Source organism: Agrobacterium sp. CFBP2214 (assembly GCF_030209895.1).
In the GTDB taxonomy this organism is placed as follows: Bacteria; Pseudomonadota; Alphaproteobacteria; order Rhizobiales; family Rhizobiaceae; genus Agrobacterium; species Agrobacterium radiobacter.
The window spans coordinates 763,121-778,159 of record NZ_JARVRC010000001.1 but is presented as its reverse complement, the minus strand read 5'-3'; the positions used below and the strand labels follow the sequence as shown (position 1 = coordinate 778,159).

General features: G+C 61.2%; 16 protein-coding genes. 6 read left to right on the top strand and 10 right to left on the bottom strand.

Annotation, left to right across the window (positions count from 1 at the left end):
* Positions 1 to 89 precede the first annotated feature (89 nt).
* Both QRN60_RS03810 and QRN60_RS03805 read right to left on the bottom strand, forming a co-directional pair.
* Positions 90 to 959: a metallophosphoesterase gene (locus QRN60_RS03810; protein WP_060723927.1), complete on the bottom strand. Its 870-nt coding sequence runs from the start codon at positions 957 to 959 to the stop codon at positions 90 to 92.
* Positions 960 to 1,070: 111 nt separating this feature from the next.
* A complete protein-coding gene (locus tag QRN60_RS03805) occupies positions 1,071 to 1,673 on the bottom strand; it encodes a superoxide dismutase (protein ID WP_003509319.1) in 603 nt (200 codons plus the stop codon).
* A 220-nt stretch (positions 1,674 to 1,893) separates the two neighbouring features.
* Here QRN60_RS03805 and QRN60_RS03800 point away from each other — a divergent pair, with 220 nt between their 5' ends.
* On the top strand, positions 1,894 to 2,250 hold the full coding sequence (locus QRN60_RS03800) for a hypothetical protein (protein ID WP_174014696.1): 357 nt from the start codon (positions 1,894 to 1,896) through the stop codon (positions 2,248 to 2,250).
* A 126-nt stretch (positions 2,251 to 2,376) separates the two neighbouring features.
* On the opposite strand, the gene QRN60_RS03795 is transcribed toward QRN60_RS03800, so the two are convergent.
* Positions 2,377 to 2,919 carry a GNAT family N-acetyltransferase gene (locus QRN60_RS03795; protein ID WP_087743555.1) on the bottom strand — a complete coding sequence of 181 codons (543 nt, stop codon included), beginning with the start codon at positions 2,917 to 2,919 and terminating at the stop codon, positions 2,377 to 2,379.
* Between the two features lie 95 nt (positions 2,920 to 3,014).
* Here QRN60_RS03795 and QRN60_RS03790 point away from each other — a divergent pair, with 95 nt between their 5' ends.
* Positions 3,015 to 3,902, top strand: a complete 888-nt coding sequence (locus QRN60_RS03790) for a LysR family transcriptional regulator (RefSeq protein WP_003509324.1) — start codon at positions 3,015 to 3,017, stop codon at positions 3,900 to 3,902.
* Positions 3,903 to 4,115: 213 nt separating this feature from the next.
* On the opposite strand, the gene QRN60_RS03785 is transcribed toward QRN60_RS03790, so the two are convergent.
* The gene (locus QRN60_RS03785) at positions 4,116 to 6,476 is read right to left on the bottom strand and encodes a methyl-accepting chemotaxis protein (protein ID WP_060723924.1); all 2,361 of its coding nucleotides are present in this window, start codon (positions 6,474 to 6,476) and stop codon (positions 4,116 to 4,118) included.
* A gap of 170 nt (positions 6,477 to 6,646) precedes the next feature.
* Positions 6,647 to 7,528: a branched-chain amino acid aminotransferase gene (locus QRN60_RS03780; protein WP_003509326.1), complete on the bottom strand. Its 882-nt coding sequence runs from the start codon at positions 7,526 to 7,528 to the stop codon at positions 6,647 to 6,649.
* A gap of 337 nt (positions 7,529 to 7,865) precedes the next feature.
* Here QRN60_RS03780 and tam point away from each other — a divergent pair, with 337 nt between their 5' ends.
* Entirely contained in the window at positions 7,866 to 8,636 is a 771-nt protein-coding gene (tam, locus tag QRN60_RS03775; protein WP_080865985.1) for a trans-aconitate 2-methyltransferase, read from the top strand.
* Between the two features lie 234 nt (positions 8,637 to 8,870).
* Here the strand turns inward: tam and QRN60_RS03770 are convergent, their stop codons facing one another.
* Entirely contained in the window at positions 8,871 to 9,239 is a 369-nt protein-coding gene (locus tag QRN60_RS03770; protein WP_129564560.1) for a VOC family protein, read from the bottom strand.
* Positions 9,240 to 9,287: 48 nt separating this feature from the next.
* Entirely contained in the window at positions 9,288 to 9,995 is a 708-nt protein-coding gene (locus QRN60_RS03765) for a helix-turn-helix transcriptional regulator (protein ID WP_087743546.1), read from the bottom strand.
* A gap of 187 nt (positions 9,996 to 10,182) precedes the next feature.
* On the opposite strand from QRN60_RS03765, the gene QRN60_RS03760 reads away from it, so the two are divergent.
* Positions 10,183 to 11,109, top strand: coding sequence for a bestrophin family protein (locus tag QRN60_RS03760; protein WP_107675243.1), 927 nt, complete (start codon positions 10,183 to 10,185; stop codon positions 11,107 to 11,109).
* Positions 11,110 to 11,220: 111 nt separating this feature from the next.
* On the top strand, positions 11,221 to 12,048 hold the full coding sequence (locus QRN60_RS03755) for an aldo/keto reductase (RefSeq protein WP_060723922.1): 828 nt from the start codon (positions 11,221 to 11,223) through the stop codon (positions 12,046 to 12,048).
* A gap of 25 nt (positions 12,049 to 12,073) precedes the next feature.
* Here the strand turns inward: QRN60_RS03755 and QRN60_RS03750 are convergent, their stop codons facing one another.
* The 3 genes from QRN60_RS03750 to QRN60_RS03740 form a co-directional block, all read right to left on the bottom strand.
* Entirely contained in the window at positions 12,074 to 12,685 is a 612-nt protein-coding gene (locus tag QRN60_RS03750; RefSeq protein ID WP_099085570.1) for a LysE family translocator, read from the bottom strand.
* Between the two features lie 180 nt (positions 12,686 to 12,865).
* Positions 12,866 to 13,672: an AraC family transcriptional regulator gene (locus QRN60_RS03745; protein WP_020813081.1), complete on the bottom strand. Its 807-nt coding sequence runs from the start codon at positions 13,670 to 13,672 to the stop codon at positions 12,866 to 12,868.
* A gap of 70 nt (positions 13,673 to 13,742) precedes the next feature.
* Positions 13,743 to 14,501 carry an SDR family oxidoreductase gene (locus QRN60_RS03740; protein WP_112978102.1) on the bottom strand — a complete coding sequence of 253 codons (759 nt, stop codon included), beginning with the start codon at positions 14,499 to 14,501 and terminating at the stop codon, positions 13,743 to 13,745.
* Between the two features lie 103 nt (positions 14,502 to 14,604).
* Between QRN60_RS03740 and QRN60_RS03735 the strand changes: the two genes are divergently transcribed.
* The gene (locus QRN60_RS03735) at positions 14,605 to 15,036 is read left to right on the top strand and encodes a winged helix-turn-helix transcriptional regulator (RefSeq protein WP_020813083.1); all 432 of its coding nucleotides are present in this window, start codon (positions 14,605 to 14,607) and stop codon (positions 15,034 to 15,036) included.
* The last annotated feature ends 3 nt before the right edge of the window (positions 15,037 to 15,039 follow it).

Sequence of the window (15,039 nt, the reverse complement as noted above, 5' to 3'; positions counted from 1 at the left end):
GAGCCGGAGCACCCCTCTCCACCCTCATTCCTGTGCTCGTCACAGGAATCCAGTCGACACGCGTTTGCGCGGCGGAGGGGAGTCTGGCCTCAAAGCACGGCAGCGTTTTGCAGCAAATACCCCAGCACCCGGTCCTCCTCGCGCCCGAAACCGCGAATGGCGATTCGGTCGGCAAAAACATCGGCGATGGCAAACGTGTTCTGGTCGGGCGTATCCACCATGCCCTTGAAATTCACGAAGTGGGTATGGCCCAGCACGCCGTAATTGCCCTCGTGATTATGGCCGTTGAACCACGCGACGACCGAAGGATGCGCGCCGAGAAGCTCGAGGATGCGCGGCGCGTCCCACATGTTGTGGGCGTTTTCCGGATAGACAGGGTAGTGGCAGAGAACGATCACTTTTTCGCCTGCCGCATCCGCCTTTTGCAGAACCGTCTGCAGCCATTCGAACTGTTCATCGCTGAGCGAAGCGTTCCAGTCCTGCGCATTGATTGCGCCCGCATCCGCCAGACGCTTCAGCCGCTCTGCAGCAAGCGCGCGACGCGGATCGCCGGGCGGCGGGGCGAAAAGGCTGACTTCGTTGCCGTCAAGCACGACGAAGCGGACGTCACCGATGGAAAAATCATGCCAGGGGGCGGACATGCCGAGGCGGTTATGGATATCGGGCAAATGCTCAGCGGCGACGGCGAAATCGTGATTGCCCGGCAGCAGGACCGACCGGTGGCGAAGCTTGTCGTAAACGGCAAGGATCGCATCGAAATTTTCAAAGCCGCGGTCGATGATATCGCCCAGCGTCACCACGAAGGCCAGATCTTCGCGGTTGAAGGCGTCGATCGCGTCTGCGAGCTTTTTCGGGCTTTCAGCGTAATATCGGCCCATCTCGGGGCGCGGATCGGCATCGGCATATTGGGGATCGGCGACAATGCCGAAGGAGAAGAGAGGCGTGGTTTTTTCAGTCATGATGCGCCGCGATAAACCCGGCGGATGACAGGCTTGTGACAGAGAACGACATCCCAAAAGCAGAACACCCGGCGCGAGGGCCGGGTGTTCGAAAATTCCGTTCCGCAAGCCTTACTTGGCGGCGGCTTCGTAACGCTCCAGGACGTAGTCCCAGTTGATGAGGTTATCGACGAAGGCTTCGAGGTACTTCGGACGCAGGTTGCGGTAGTCGATGTAGTAGGAGTGTTCCCAGACGTCGACGCCGAGGATCGGCTCTGCACCGTGAACCAGCGGGTTTTCGCCGTTCGGGGTCTTGGAGATTTCGAGCTTGCCGTTCTTGACGGAAACCCATGCCCAGCCGGAGCCGAACTGCGTGGTGCCGGCAGCGATGAAATCAGCCTTGAACTTGTCGTAACCGCCGAGATCGGAGGCAAATGCCTGTTCGAGCTTGCCCGGCAGCTTGTTGCCGCCGCCGTCCTTCTTCAGCCACTTCCAGAAATGGACGTGGTTGTAATGCTGGGCAGCATTGTTGAAGAGACCGGCATTGGTGCCAAAGGACTTCTTCACGACTTCTTCGAGCGACAGGTCAGAAAGACCTGCTTCCGCCGCCAGCTTGTTGCCGTTGTCGACATATGCCTTGTGGTGCTTGTCGTGATGGAACTCGAGCGTCTCGCGCGACATGTAGGGTGCAAGCGCGTCGTAGTCGTAGGGGAGTTCAGGAAGTTCAAAGGCCATGGTTTTTACTCCTTTTTGCAGCGGGTTACCGCTCCTAGAAACCGTGTGAGCGGACCATAGGAGCGAAGCTCTGTTTGGGCAACCTGTGAAATATCAAAATGTTCCGCCAAAAGAGAAAATTCGTCTCGCGCCGGCCACCACCACATTTGTTTCACAACCCTGGCGTACCGTTTTCCACCCTATCGGTTCGGTTTTGCCGAGATTGCAGGAAGGAAATTCCATGACCCGCCCCAACTCCCGCTCCTTGATCCGCTCCATCCTCCTCTTCACCGCCCTGTCATCGCTGGCACTCCCCGCCGCCGCATCCTCGGACGATACCTGGAAAGAATTCGTGGCGGATGTGCAGACGGCCTGCCTTGCCGGAGCCAAGGACATGATCGAGGACGCCAAGGCGGTGGTCGATCCCGTCGGCAGCGAAAATTACGGCCTCGCCATCCTGACCGGCAAGGCCAAGGGCGCGGATGCGACGGTCAGCCATATCTGCGTCTACGACAAGAAGACCAAGGCGGTGGAACTGGGCAGCGAGCTTGCCGGGGATACGCTGAAGGTGGAAATTCCCGGCTCCACCAAGCCCTAAATCATATAAAAACAGCGGGATGGCGAAAACCGCTCACAGTTTTCGCCATCCCGCTCAAACTTTTTGTTTTGTCGCATTTCCAGACGGAAAACCGGGCTCCAGATTTTCAGGAAATGCTCCAGCTGATCAAAAACGGGGCGTTGTGTCGCCCTCGCCCAGCGCGCGCTGCATCAGGACGGTATCCAGCCACTGGCCGTGTTTCCAGCCAATGGATTTGAACGTGCCGACATGCTCGAAACCGGCCGCACGGTGCAGGCCGATCGAGGCGGCGTTGCCGCTATCGCCGATGACGGCGAGCATCTGCCGGAAGCCGCGCGAGGTCGCATCCTCAATCAGCGCATCGAGTAGTTTGCGGCCAATCCCCATGCCCTTCATGGCCGGATCGACATAAACGGAATTCTCAACCGCCGCGCCATAGGCCGGGCGCGGACGATAGGCCCCGGCATAGGCATATCCGGCTATCTTTCCGTCGATTTCGGCGACGAGATAGGAATAATTGCCCTCCACCAACAGGCGACGGCGCTCAAGCATCATATCCACGCCCGGCGGATCGATCTCGAAGCTGGCGCGGCCGTTCAGCACGGCATCCCGGTAAATTTCGGTAATGGCTGGAATATCCGCTTCTTCGCAAGGGCGGATGGTGCAACTGGATACTGTGAGAAGGGTCATTATCTCGTCCTGTGGTCATTCACGGCCCCATTGTGCATTGCGGCGCAGTCAAAATAAAGATTATCTGTCTTATACAAACGATAAGGTTTTCTTTGATGATGGACCTCGATCTGCGGCAGGTGCGCAGCTTCATGGATGTCGCCGATCTCGGCAGCTTTTCCGCCGCCGCCGACAAGGCGGGGATGACACAGCCGGCCATCAGCCTGCATATCAGGCTCTTGGAAAAGCAGCTCGGCGTGCGGCTGATCGAAAGGGTCGGCAGGCGCGCGCAGCCGACGGCGGCGGGCCGGGATTTTCTCATCCATGCAAGGCGGATTGCGGAAGAAGTGGCGCATGCGATCGATACCGTAGCACCTCATCGCAGCGGGGTGACGGGACGCCTGCGCATCGGCACGGGCGCAACTGCCTGCATCTATCTGCTGCCGCCCGTGCTGGCCAAAATCCGTCAGGCCATGCCGGGTATCGAAATCGTCGTGCAGACCGGCAATACGCACGATATTTTGCGGCTTCTGGAGGCCAATACGATCGATGCGGCGGTGGTGGCCCTGCCCGCCAGTGGCCGCAGCCTCGATATCAGCGACATCCATCTCGATGAACTGGTTGCAGTTTTCCCGCATGGCGCCGTCACCGACAGAACGGTACTGAACGCCGAAACGCTTTCGACGCGGCCGCTGCTGCTTTACGAGGGCGGCAATACGCGCAGGCTGGTGGATCAATGGTTTTCGGCGAGCGGCCGCACCGTGCAGCCCGCCATGGAACTGGGCAGCGTCGAGGCCATCAAGAAGCTCGCGGGTGCGGGCCTTGGCCTCGCCATCGTGCCGCGCATGGCGATGGAGCATGAAAGCGCAACGTCGGGGCTTGAATGGCGCTCGCTGGAGCCGCCGCTGGAGCGCCGGATCGCGCTGGCGATGCGGCGAGACAAACATATGACCGCGCCGCTGCGGGCGCTTGCCGCTGCGCTGCCGAGCTTGCAGAAACGATAAAGCCCGCGCCGGTTTCGGGCGCGGGCTCGGCTGTTAACGAAAAGGACCACACCTCTCCTCCGTCATGCCTGACCAGATCCAGCATCCAGCCACGGCGCGTCTGCGCCGTGAGAAGAGTCTTACGCGATCAAGGACTTGATCGCGCTGGACCCCGGATCAGGTCCGGGGTGACGGAACCCGGTAGCGCGGGTTTTGTCAAAGGCAATCTCTTCCTCAGAACTCCGTCCAGTCGTCGCCCTTCACGGCCAGCGCCGCATTGCCGCGTGAGGCAGCGACCGGGCGGGCCCTGGAAGGTGCCGCGACGGGTGCGGCAGGCGCGCGGGCGGGGCTTGCGGCCCGCTGCATGTGCCGTGCCGTTTCCCGCAATGCGGAGGTCTGCTGGCCGAGCTGGAATTGCGCAAGCAGGGCGTGGAGGTTGGCGCATTCCTGCGCGAGACCCGCACCGGCCGCGTTCATTTCCTCGACCATGGCGGCGTTCTGCTGCGTGGCCTGATCCATGTGGTTGACGGCGGTGTTGACCTCGGAAAGGCCAGCCGACTGTTCCTGCGCCGCAGTGGCGATGGCGTCCATATGGGTGTTGACGGAAAGCACCAGCTGCTCGATTTCGGAAAGCCCGACGCCGGTGTCGGCGACCAGCTTCACGCCCTCACCCACCGCAACGGCAGATGTGTTGATGAGCTGCTTGATTTCCTTGGCGGCATTGGCGGAGCGCTGCGCCAGTTCGCGCACTTCCTGTGCGACGACGGCAAAACCCTTGCCCGCATCGCCCGCCCGCGCCGCCTCGACGCCCGCATTCAGCGCCAGAAGGTTGGTCTGGAAGGCGATTTCGTCGATGACGCCGATGATCTGGCCGATCTGGCGCGAGGAATGCTCGATGCGCTCCATGGCGGAAACGGCATCGCGCACCACCTTGCCGGAAAGATCGGCCTTTGACCGTGCTTCACGCACCGTGTCGCGCGCCTCGCCTGCTCGCTTGGAGGTGGCGGAAACATTGGCGGTGATCTCTTCCAGCGCGGCGGCGGTCTCTTCCAGAGAAGCGGCCTGCTGCTCGGTGCGGCGGGAAAGATCGTCGGATGCCGATGACACCTCATGCGCGCCGCCGTTCACTGTCTGTACGGACTGGCCGACGCTTGTGAGCGCTTCGCGCAGCTGATGCACGGAGCTGTTGAAATCGTGGCGCAGCGCCTCGAATTGCGGAGCGAACGGCGTGGCGATCTCGCAGACCATGTCGCCGGAAGCAAGACGGCGAAGGCCGCCCGCTAGCGAACCCGTGGCCTGATTGAGCCGTTCTTCGGCCTCAGCCTCGGCACGCTGCTGCAGCTCGATACGGTCCCGCTCGGCCCGCTCGCGGTTGGCGACGGCTTCCGCCTCCAGCTGCTTGTTGCGGATTGCCGCCTCGCGGAAGATTTCCACGGCGCGGGCCATCTCGCCGATCTCGTCGGAGCGCTTTGCGCCGGCGACATCGATTGCAAGATTACCACCCGAAAGCTCCATCATCGCGTTGGTCAGGCGGCTGATCGGCCGGGTGACGCGGCCGACGATGACAGCAAGCGAGAGAATACAGAGCGCCAGCGTGACGACGAAGACGGCGAGATAGATCATCGCATCGATAAAGGCACCCTGTTTTGCCTTTTCGGCATTGGCATCCAGAACATCCATGGCGGCGGACGCGATTTTCGCAATCGTGCCGAGATTTTCGGTGACGGTGGTGCGCCAGCTATCCATGGTGAAGGCAGGCGTGCGGCCGTTGTTCAGGTCGTCGATGAGCTTGGTGCGCTGGGTGCTGAAATCACCCTTGAAATAGGTCTTGTCCGCGGTGGCGTAGATGTCCTTGAGCGACTGCGGCGTCGATTCATGCGCGACCAGATCGCCGGTCGCTTTCCACGCGAAAGCCGCACCGGCATCAGCTGCGCCGAGCTGCTGCATTTCCTGCGCGGTGAGCGGCCGGTTCTGGGCGACGGCGCCGTTGAGAATGACGGTGGCGCTGCCGCCAAGTGCGCGGGCGGACCAGCCATAGGAGCGCAGCTGGATCAAACCGGTCTGACCCTGATCGAGGGAGCGGACAGTGCCTTCAAGTGCCGTCGAACCGGCTTCAAGCGAGGCGAGGAAATCGCCGCCGAGCGTCATGACCGTCTTGTCGAGCCCGCTTTCGCGCCGGTCGAGCGGCTGCGAAACATTGGCGTCAACCTTTTTTCTGAGCTCGACGAACTGCGCGTAAACATCTTTCACACGCTTGAGCGGCGCTTGCAGCTGCGTGTTTTCGAGCGATGAAGACTGTGTGAGGAATGCCGTCATGGCGGCATCCACCTTCTGGCGTGCCGCCTGCACGCTGGCGATGCTGCCGGCCGACTTTGACGGATCGAGTGTCAACGCCGTGGCGCTATCGCCACGTTCACTGCGGAAATTCAAAAGCGCATTGAAAAGAAGCTTGTCGAGCGAGGCGAGTTGCGCGACCTCGGAAAAGGTGCCTGCGCGATTGACCGAGCGCCACAATTCGTTGCCGACCAAACCGGCCAGCGCAAGGCTGATGGTAAGGAAAAATCCCACAAGTATATTACGAATGCTGAAAGACATCTGGCGGCCCTCGTTAGCCGGAGGTGAAGATGCCGCAAACTACAGGTCGTTTGTCTAAAATTGGATTAAATTCCCCCCGTCTTTTTGGGGAAAATATTGCACCGCAGAAAAGCAATGGCCACGGCAGGCCGAATGCCCGCCGTGGCCTCTTTACGAGATGATTGCCGATCTCAGACGTCTGCGCCGAGACGCGCCCAGTCCATGTAAAGATCGAGCGCCTTGCGGGCGACCGGGCCTGCCTGCAACTCGCGATCATCCAGCTTCACGACAGGCGAAACCTTGGAATAATTGCCCGAGCAGAAGATTTCATCGGCCTCGCGGAAATCCTCGACCGACAGGGTCGCCTCACGGACATCGAAACCGGCCTGACGCAGAAGGCCGATCACCCGCGAACGGGTGATGCCGGCCAGGAAGGTGCGGTTCGGAACCGGGGTGAAGACGACGCCGTCCTTGACCATGAAGATGTTGGCCGAAGCGGACTCGGCGACATTGCCGTTCATGTCGCGCATCAGGGCATTGTCGAAGCCGCGCGAGCGGGCTTCCAGAATGGCGCGGCCGCTATTGGGGTAAAGGCTGCCGGCCTTTGCGTCGGTCATCGCGGTTTCCGGCGAAGGACGGCGCAGCGGCGAGACGGTGAGCGTCAGCGGCTTGCCGGCATCCATCGGCGCTTCGAAAAGGCACAGCGCAAAACGGGTGGAACTGGCATCCGGCGCGACAACGCTGCCGGGCATGCCGTGTTCGGCCCAGTACATCGGTTTGATATAGATCGCCATCTTGCCGTCGAACCTGTTGACGCCTTCCAGCGCCAGCGCCTCGATCTCCTCCGCCGTCATCGTCGGCTTCATGCCCATATTGGCGGCAGAGCGGTTGACGCGCTGGCAGTGCAGATCGAGATCGGGAGCGACGCCATCAAACCAGCGCGCGCCGTCAAACACCGTCGACGCCAGCCACATGGCGTGCGAGGTCGGGCCGATGAGCGGCGGATTGCCGGGCAGCCATTGACCGTCAACATAGGTCCAGGTGGTTGATCGGGGTGCGGTATCGACGCTCATGATGGTCTCCTGTCTCAAGCGTTTCCGTTAAACGAAAACGCTCCGTCTTTTTGTTCTGATGCATTTCCGGATGAGGAACGCTACGCGCGCTCAGCCTGGCATGTGGCGGAAATCGGCCGGAGTGAATGCCTCTCCCCTGACGAGGTCAAGTTTTAATTGCCGCGATTTCTGATTTTGATGGAAAATAACAAAGCGACGGCCCGACAAAGATGTTTTATGAGGTGAAACAAAAGGTTGATGAATAGATTCATCACAATAATTCATCGATCCGATGATGGCGGGGCGATTTCACCCATGCGATGCTGACGATCTGACGGCAGTCCGCAGGAGGAAAACCATGGCATGGTCCGCCCACCAATATCTGAAATTCGAAGACGAACGGACACGCCCCGCCCGGGATCTCCTGGCCCATGTGCCGCTGGAGCGGGTGCTGAATGGCTATGACCTTGGCTGTGGCCCCGGCAATTCCACCGAGCTTCTGACTGACCGTTACGGCGTCAACGTCATTACCGGCATCGACAGCGACGACGACATGCTGGAAAAGGCGGCGGACCGGCTGCCGACCACCCGCTTCGGCAAGGCCGACCTTGCAAAATGGAAGCCGGCGCAGAAGGCAGACCTGCTTTACGCCAATGCCGTTTTTCAGTGGGTGCCGGATCATCTCGTCGTTCTTTCGCAACTGATGGACCAGCTGGAAAGCGGCGGCGTTCTGGCCGTGCAGATGCCTGACAATCTGCAGGAGCCGACGCATCGCGCCATGGAGGAGACCGGCGCGAACGGCGCCTGGAAGGACAGCTTTGCAGATGGCAGGCTGCGCCGCAAACCCCTGCCCGCACCTTCTGACTATTTCGATGCGCTGACGCCGAAATCCGCGCGGGTGGATGTGTGGCACACCGTCTATAATCATCCGATGAAGGATGCGGAAAGCATCGTCGAATGGGTCAAGGGCACGGGCCTGCGCCCCTATCTCGCCGCCGCCGGCGAGGAAAACCGCGAAGCCTTCCTCGCCGACTACACGCGGCGCATCAAGGAGGCCTATCCGCCGATGGCGGACGGCCGGTTGCTGCTGCGTTTTCCACGCCTCTTCGTGGTGGCGGTGAAGAAATAAGGCATAAAATGCGACGTGAGATTGTCGCACGTGGACGCCTCCCCACCGCCCTCATTCCTGTGTTTGCCACAGGAATCCAGTCAGCCCAAGTCCTTGGGCTGAAAGGACCCTTCCCGCCGCGCAGACGCGCGTCGGCTGGATCCCTGTGACAAGCACAGGGATGAGGAGAGCGCGGAATGCAGAAAGCGTGGACGGCCCCTGGCTTATCTTGCCAACCGGCCTAAACGCCAATGTTTAACCTGCAAAGGCATAGACCCGGAGGCGGTGGTTGTCGGGGTCGGCAGCGGTAAAGGTGTAGCCAAACTCCATTTTGGCGGGCTGCTGCAGCATGGCGACGCCTCTTGCCTTCCAGCTGGCGAAAGTCTCATCCACCTGTGCGTCGTTTTCGACACGGAAGGCGAGCTCACCACCGCCGCCCGCGACAGATGCCTTCGGCTCCACGGTATGCTGCGACCACAGGCCGAGCTTCATGCCGTTTTGAAGCACGAACAGCGAGAATGTCGGTGAGGATTCCACCGGCTCCGCACCCAGCAGAGCCTTGTAAAATTCGGTGCTGGCTGGCGGGTTATCGACGTAGAGGATGGTGAAATCGGGGTGGGTCATGGCTGTTCTCCTGTGTTGCGGATGAACAGTTTCTAGACCTCGCTGCTGTCAGTTTTTGTCAGCATGATGCCGCCGCCGCTGTTTTTCCCTTTCGCGCCATTCTTTCAGCAGGGACTGGCGGCGGCGCGGATAACGGCTGTCGAGAGGACGGAAATCTTCGATGCGGTCGGCCCGGAAACTGCGGTAGTCCTGCCGCGTCTCGCACCAGCCCAGCACCACCCGCACCAGATCGAAAAAAGCGAGTGCGAAGGGCCAGATCACCCGCTCCGTCACGTCTCCCTTTTCATCGCGATAGGTGATGACGACCTTGCTTTCCTTGCGGATCGTATCGCGAATGGCCGCCAGATCGACATGGATGGCGGCGAGGCCCTGCCCCGGCCCGACAAGCAGGGTGGAATTATCGAGTTCCTCGCGCAGGGCATCGGGAAGCACGGCGCCGATCTTGACGAGTGCGGCGCGGGCGGCCTCGGCCAGCCCGGCATCGGCGCGGCCCGCCACCCAGCGCGAGCCGAGCACCAGCGCCTCGATCTCCTGCTGCGAAAACATCAGCGGCGGCAACAGGAAACCGGGTCGCAGCACATAACCCACCCCCGCTTCGCCCTCGATGTCAGCACCCTGCGCCTGAAGCGTTGCTATATCGCGGTAAAGCGTGCGCAGGCTGACGCCGGTCTGCGCGGCAAGGGCCGTACCGCTGACCGGCATGCGGTGGGAGCGCAGGATCTGCAAGAGATCAAGAAGCCGTTGTGAGCGCGACACGCGACATTTCCTTCCACCCGCATAGTCGGATCGTACTGTTGACGATCCCGGCGATAGACGCGTAACGCCGCCAGCCGCCTGGTGCAACCATGCAAAAAAGGGTGGACAAGGCCGCGCCGCCATCATGTAGATATGGTCAGGGATATTCACGCCCCCTCACCCGCCACAGGCATTTCGAGTTTCCGCCATGATCGTTCGTCCAAAACCGAACCTGCTGCAGCTTTTCCTCATCGTGCGCGGTTCCATCATCGTCCGCATCTTTCCGCAGGTGCTTGCGGTGTTCCTGCTGTCGACGCTGGTTGTCTGGGCGCACAAGGACCGGCCGGATCTGGTGCAGGCGTTGAACGGCGCGCCCTTTTCGCTGCTCGGCATCGCGCTTTCGGTCTTCCTCGGCTTTCGCGCCAATGCCTGTTACGACCGCTGGTGGGAAGCCCGCAAGCAATGGGGCGCGCTGATCACCGTCGCCCGCACGCTTTCGCGCCAGACCACCATGCTGGAAAGCCGGCAGGATGTAGCCGATCCCGTAACCCGCAGGCGGATCACCGATCTTGTAATCGCCTTCTGCCACGCGCTGGTCTCGCACCTGCGCCCCGGGGATGCGACCGCCACTGCCGCCAACCTCATTCCGGATGACCTTTCGGAGATCTATGCCCGCAGCCGCAACAAACCGGACATGCTGCTGCGCGAAATATCCGGCGCTGTCGTCTCCGCTCATGGCAAGGGGCAGATCAGCGATATCCAGCTGCAGATGCTGGATGCCACCGTGCAGCAGATGGGGGCCTCGCAGGCTTCGTGCGAGCGCATCCGCCAGACGCCGGTTCCCTTCGGTTATTCGCTGCTGCTTCACCGCACCGCGCATCTCTTCTGCCTGTTGCTGCCGTTCGGTTTCACGGATCTGCTCGGCTGGGCCACGCCTTTTACCAGCACGCTGATCGCCTATACGTTTTTCGGTCTCGACGCGTTGTCCGATGAGCTGGAAGACCCATTCGGCACCGGCCTCAATGCCCTGCCGATCAATGCGCTTGCCACCACCATCGAGATCAATCTGCGCGAGGCGATGGGCGAGACCGATCTGCCGGCCGACCCGCGCCCGGTGGATTATGTGCTGATGTGATATCGTCGCCGCCGGGTTGAAACCGATCGCGCGGACACCAGTTAATGAAAGACGGCTTCCCCGCCCGGCATCTGCCGCCGACCATGTTTTCAGCAAACAGGAGAGACATCCATGTATCACGTCAACGCCAATGGCGCGAATATTCCCGCCCTCGGTTTCGGCACCTTCCGCATTCCGGAAGACGATGTCAGGCGCATTCTGCCGGAGGCGCTGAAACTCGGTTTCCGCCATGTCGATACCGCGCAGATCTACAAGAACGAGGGTGCCGTCGGCGAGGTCCTCGCTCAGTCAGGCATTTCCCGCCACGATATATTTCTCACCACCAAGGTCTGGGTGGATCGCTTTCGTCACGACGATTTTCTCGCCTCCGTCGATGAAAGCCTTGCAAAACTGAAGACTGACTATGTTGATCTCCTGCTGCTGCACTGGCCGAAGAGCGATGTGCCGCTTGCCGAGCGCATGGGCGCGCTGAACGCGGTGCGCAAGGCCGGAAAGGTGCGCAATATCGGCATTTCCAACTTCAACGTGGCGCTGACCGAAGAAGCAGTGAAACTTTCCGACACGCCGCTTGCCACCAACCAGATCGAATATCACCCCTATCTCGACCAGACGAAGGTGATTTCGGCCGCGCGCAAACACGGGATGTCGGTGACGGCCTATTATCTGATGGCCGATGGCAGGGTGCCGAACGATCCCCTGCTGCAGGACATCGGCGCAAAGCATGGCAAGACCGCCGCGCAGGTGACCCTGCGCTGGGCCGTGCAGCAGCCGGATATCGTGGCGCTTTCCAAGACGGCGACTGAAAGCCGCCTCAAGGAGAATTTCGACATTTTCGATTTCGCGCTGACGGAAGAGGAAATGCAGGCCATCCACGCGCTGGCCAAACCGAACGGCCGCATCGTCAGCCCCGGCCACCTCGCACCCGATTGGGACGACTAAGCCGGCGGGGCAGTCCGGTTCGGTTTCATCGCTCGGTCAGGGCCAGCTTCGCACCCAGCGCCACAAAGGCGGCGGCGAAGCTGCGCCGCAGCCAGGCGAGAACCGCCGGGCGTGACATCACCTGCCGCCGGACCGAGGCGGCAAAACAGCCGTAAAGCGCAAAGACCAGAAACGTCATGGCCATGAAGATCAGCCCGAGATCGATCATGCGCCAAGTCGGCAAAACCTCATCCGGCGCGATGAACTGCGGCAGGAAGGCGAAAAAGAAGATCGACAGTTTCGGGTTCAGGAGATTGATGAGGATCGCCTCGCCGATGACGCGGGCGGCCTTCTGCGGCTCCCCGGCATCATCGATCTTCAGCGCACCGTCTTCCCGCAGCGTATTCCACGCCATGTAGATGAGGTAGGCGACCCCCAGATATTTGACGATGCCGAAGGCCAGCGCGCTGGTGTGCAGAATGGCGGCAAGGCCGGTGATGGCGGCGAGCAGATGCGGCACGATGCCGAGCGTGCAGCCGAAGGCCGCAATCACGCTCGCCCTCGCTCCCTGCGAGAGACCGGCGGCCAGCGTGTAGACCACGCCGGTTCCCGGAGAAGCGGCGACGATGAAGGATGTGATGAGGAATTCGGGTGTCATGGTGCGGGTATGTCCTGTGGGTGGAGGACAGGAGCATGATGGCGCGTGGGGTGGGTGTCTTGGACGAAATTGCAGAGCTGATGCTCGGAGGCTCGCGCGGTAACAGCGGGCTGTGGGGCTGGGCCAACCCACTCTCCCTCATTCCTGTGCTTGTCACAGGAATGAGGGTGGAGAAAGCATCTACGAAAACGCCGCCCGATAAACCGCCGGCGTCACGCCGAATTGCCGCACGAAAAACCGGTTCAGATGGCTCTGGTCGGTAAAACCGGCGGCAAAGGCCGCCTCGGCAGGCGGCGTACCGCTGGCCAGCGCATGCCGGGCCAGATGCACGCGCCGCTGGAGAAGATAGCTGTGCGGCGTCAGGCCTGTCGCCTTGGCGAAAGCCCGCAGGAAACGGAACTGGCTCATGCCGGCCTCGCTCGCCAGATCGGCGAGGCGGAACGGCCGGGCGGGATCGTCATCGATGCTGCTTTTCGCCCGTTTTATGCTGTCGAGTGCGGTAGTTTCGCGCGGTTTGGCAGCCACCTCCATGGCATCCGCCAAAAGCATCAGCAGGGCCTCGTCGCCATGCAGGGTCTCGCCCGGCCGCTGCCTTGCGGTCATCGCCGAAAAGACAGCGCAGAACCGATCAGCCAAAGGCCTTGCATCAACGGGATAGGCGAATTCGAAAGAACCTCGATCCTTCTCGCAGACATCGGCAATGGCGTCGCGGACGATATCGATGTCGAGATAAAGCATCCGCCAGGCGCGACCGCCCGCCCCGAGCGGAATGCCGTCATGCACCTCGCCCGGATTGACGGTGATGACATGGCCGGCGCCGGCCTCCACCATGCCACGACCGGAGAGCGATTTCTGCGCGCCGCGTTCGATGAGGCCGATGCCAAACTGATCATGCATGTGGCGCGGGAAAGAACGATCGCTGTCCGCCACCACGGCGACGACGCCGGGCATGCTGGTTTTCGGCATCAGGAACTGGCCTTGGCCCATGAAAGCGCGCGCTCCGCAGAAAAGAACGCGACGCTATCACAGGGTGTCCCCATGCGACAGACGCTGCCGCTTACGGATGCATATGGTTGATCATCGCAAAGACCTGATCGAAATTGCCGTTCTGCGCGGCAAAACGCAGCGGCTTGCAGCGTTCCACCACCACTTCATTCTCGTCCGGACGATTTTCAAGAATATCCATAACCTCGGAAATGAAGGCGTCGAGCGGCATCGCCCTTTCGTCGCTCGCCTGCCCCTCGCCCATCAGCGTCGTCTGCACATAGGGCGGTACGATTTCGATGACTTCCACCGGTGTCTCCTTCAGCTGCTCGCGCAGCGCAACCGAATAGGCATGGATGGCGGATTTGGTGGCGCTGTAGGTGGGGGTCAGCACCATGGGCACGAAGGCGAGGCCCGACGAGACAGTCAGCACCGTGGCGGCGGGCTGCTTTAGGAAATGCGGCAGAAGCGCAGCCGTCAGGCGGATGGGCGCGAGGAGATTGGTGGCGATGGTTTCTTCGGCCGTATCGAGATAATCCGGTGCGGCGGCAATGTCTTCCGGCCGCATGATGCCGGCATTGTTGATGACGGCGTTGAGGGTCGGATGGGCCTTCACCAGCGCGTCGGCAAATGCGCGAATGCCCACGGCGTCCGCCGCATCCATCACTATCGAGGCCATGCCCGGGTTGGCGGCCGTCACCTCGTCGAGCACAGCCTGGCGGCGGCCGGAAATGATGACCCTGTTGCCTGCCTGATGAAACGCTTCCGCCAGCGCCCGGCCGATGCCCGAACCACCGCCGGTGATGAGAATGGTATTGCCCGTGATTTTCATTGGAACATCCTTTGCTTGTTGGCTGAAAGGAAGTTAGCTATGATACTCTCCAATCGAAAGTAGGCACCCAAAAGATTTATACTTACCCGATGGAGAGTGTTAGATGAAACGGCACGCGGCCGACCCGGCCATCGAGAACCGGCGCAAGATTCCGCCGCCCACGGATACCGATCCGGCGATAGAGGCGCTGGTTCAGGACATCATTGCGAAAGTGGCCGACAAATGGACGATGCTCATTCTGGAAGTGCTGGAAGAGCACGGCACGCTGCGCTTCACGCAGATCGGCAGGCTGGTGGGCAACATCAGCCAGAAGATGTTGACGAAAACACTGCGGCAGATGGAAAGCGACGGGCTGGTGCGCCGCACCGTGCACCCCGTCATTCCGCCGCATGTGGATTATGCTCTGACGAACCTCGGCCGCACGCTGGGCAGCGCCTTTTGCGGCGTTTGGATATGGGCGGAAACGCACCATGCCGAAATAGAAGAGGCGCGCCGCCTGTTCAATGAACAGCCGCCGCGCCCCGCGATGGAGTAGCTT

Excerpts from the sequence above, each read along its gene's own strand:
- QRN60_RS03780 (WP_003509326.1), bottom strand. The coding sequence starts at position 7,528 with ATGAGCGTCGATACCGCACCCCGATCAACCACCTGGACCTATGTTGAC.
- QRN60_RS03735 (WP_020813083.1), top strand. The coding sequence starts at position 14,605 with ATGAAACGGCACGCGGCCGACCCGGCCATCGAGAACCGGCGCAAGATT.
- tam (WP_080865985.1), top strand. The coding sequence starts at position 7,866 with ATGGCATGGTCCGCCCACCAATATCTGAAATTCGAAGACGAACGGACA.
- QRN60_RS03760 (WP_107675243.1), top strand. The coding sequence starts at position 10,183 with ATGATCGTTCGTCCAAAACCGAACCTGCTGCAGCTTTTCCTCATCGTG.
- QRN60_RS03810 (WP_060723927.1), bottom strand. The coding sequence starts at position 959 with ATGACTGAAAAAACCACGCCTCTCTTCTCCTTCGGCATTGTCGCCGAT.
- QRN60_RS03800 (WP_174014696.1), top strand. The coding sequence starts at position 1,894 with ATGACCCGCCCCAACTCCCGCTCCTTGATCCGCTCCATCCTCCTCTTC.
- QRN60_RS03785 (WP_060723924.1), bottom strand. The coding sequence starts at position 6,476 with ATGTCTTTCAGCATTCGTAATATACTTGTGGGATTTTTCCTTACCATC.
- QRN60_RS03790 (WP_003509324.1), top strand. The coding sequence starts at position 3,015 with ATGATGGACCTCGATCTGCGGCAGGTGCGCAGCTTCATGGATGTCGCC.
- QRN60_RS03805 (WP_003509319.1), bottom strand. The coding sequence starts at position 1,673 with ATGGCCTTTGAACTTCCTGAACTCCCCTACGACTACGACGCGCTTGCA.
- QRN60_RS03740 (WP_112978102.1), bottom strand. The coding sequence starts at position 14,501 with ATGAAAATCACGGGCAATACCATTCTCATCACCGGCGGTGGTTCGGGC.
- QRN60_RS03795 (WP_087743555.1), bottom strand. The coding sequence starts at position 2,919 with ATGACCCTTCTCACAGTATCCAGTTGCACCATCCGCCCTTGCGAAGAA.
- QRN60_RS03755 (WP_060723922.1), top strand. The coding sequence starts at position 11,221 with ATGTATCACGTCAACGCCAATGGCGCGAATATTCCCGCCCTCGGTTTC.
- QRN60_RS03745 (WP_020813081.1), bottom strand. The coding sequence starts at position 13,672 with ATGGGCCAAGGCCAGTTCCTGATGCCGAAAACCAGCATGCCCGGCGTC.
- QRN60_RS03770 (WP_129564560.1), bottom strand. The coding sequence starts at position 9,239 with ATGACCCACCCCGATTTCACCATCCTCTACGTCGATAACCCGCCAGCC.
- QRN60_RS03750 (WP_099085570.1), bottom strand. The coding sequence starts at position 12,685 with ATGACACCCGAATTCCTCATCACATCCTTCATCGTCGCCGCTTCTCCG.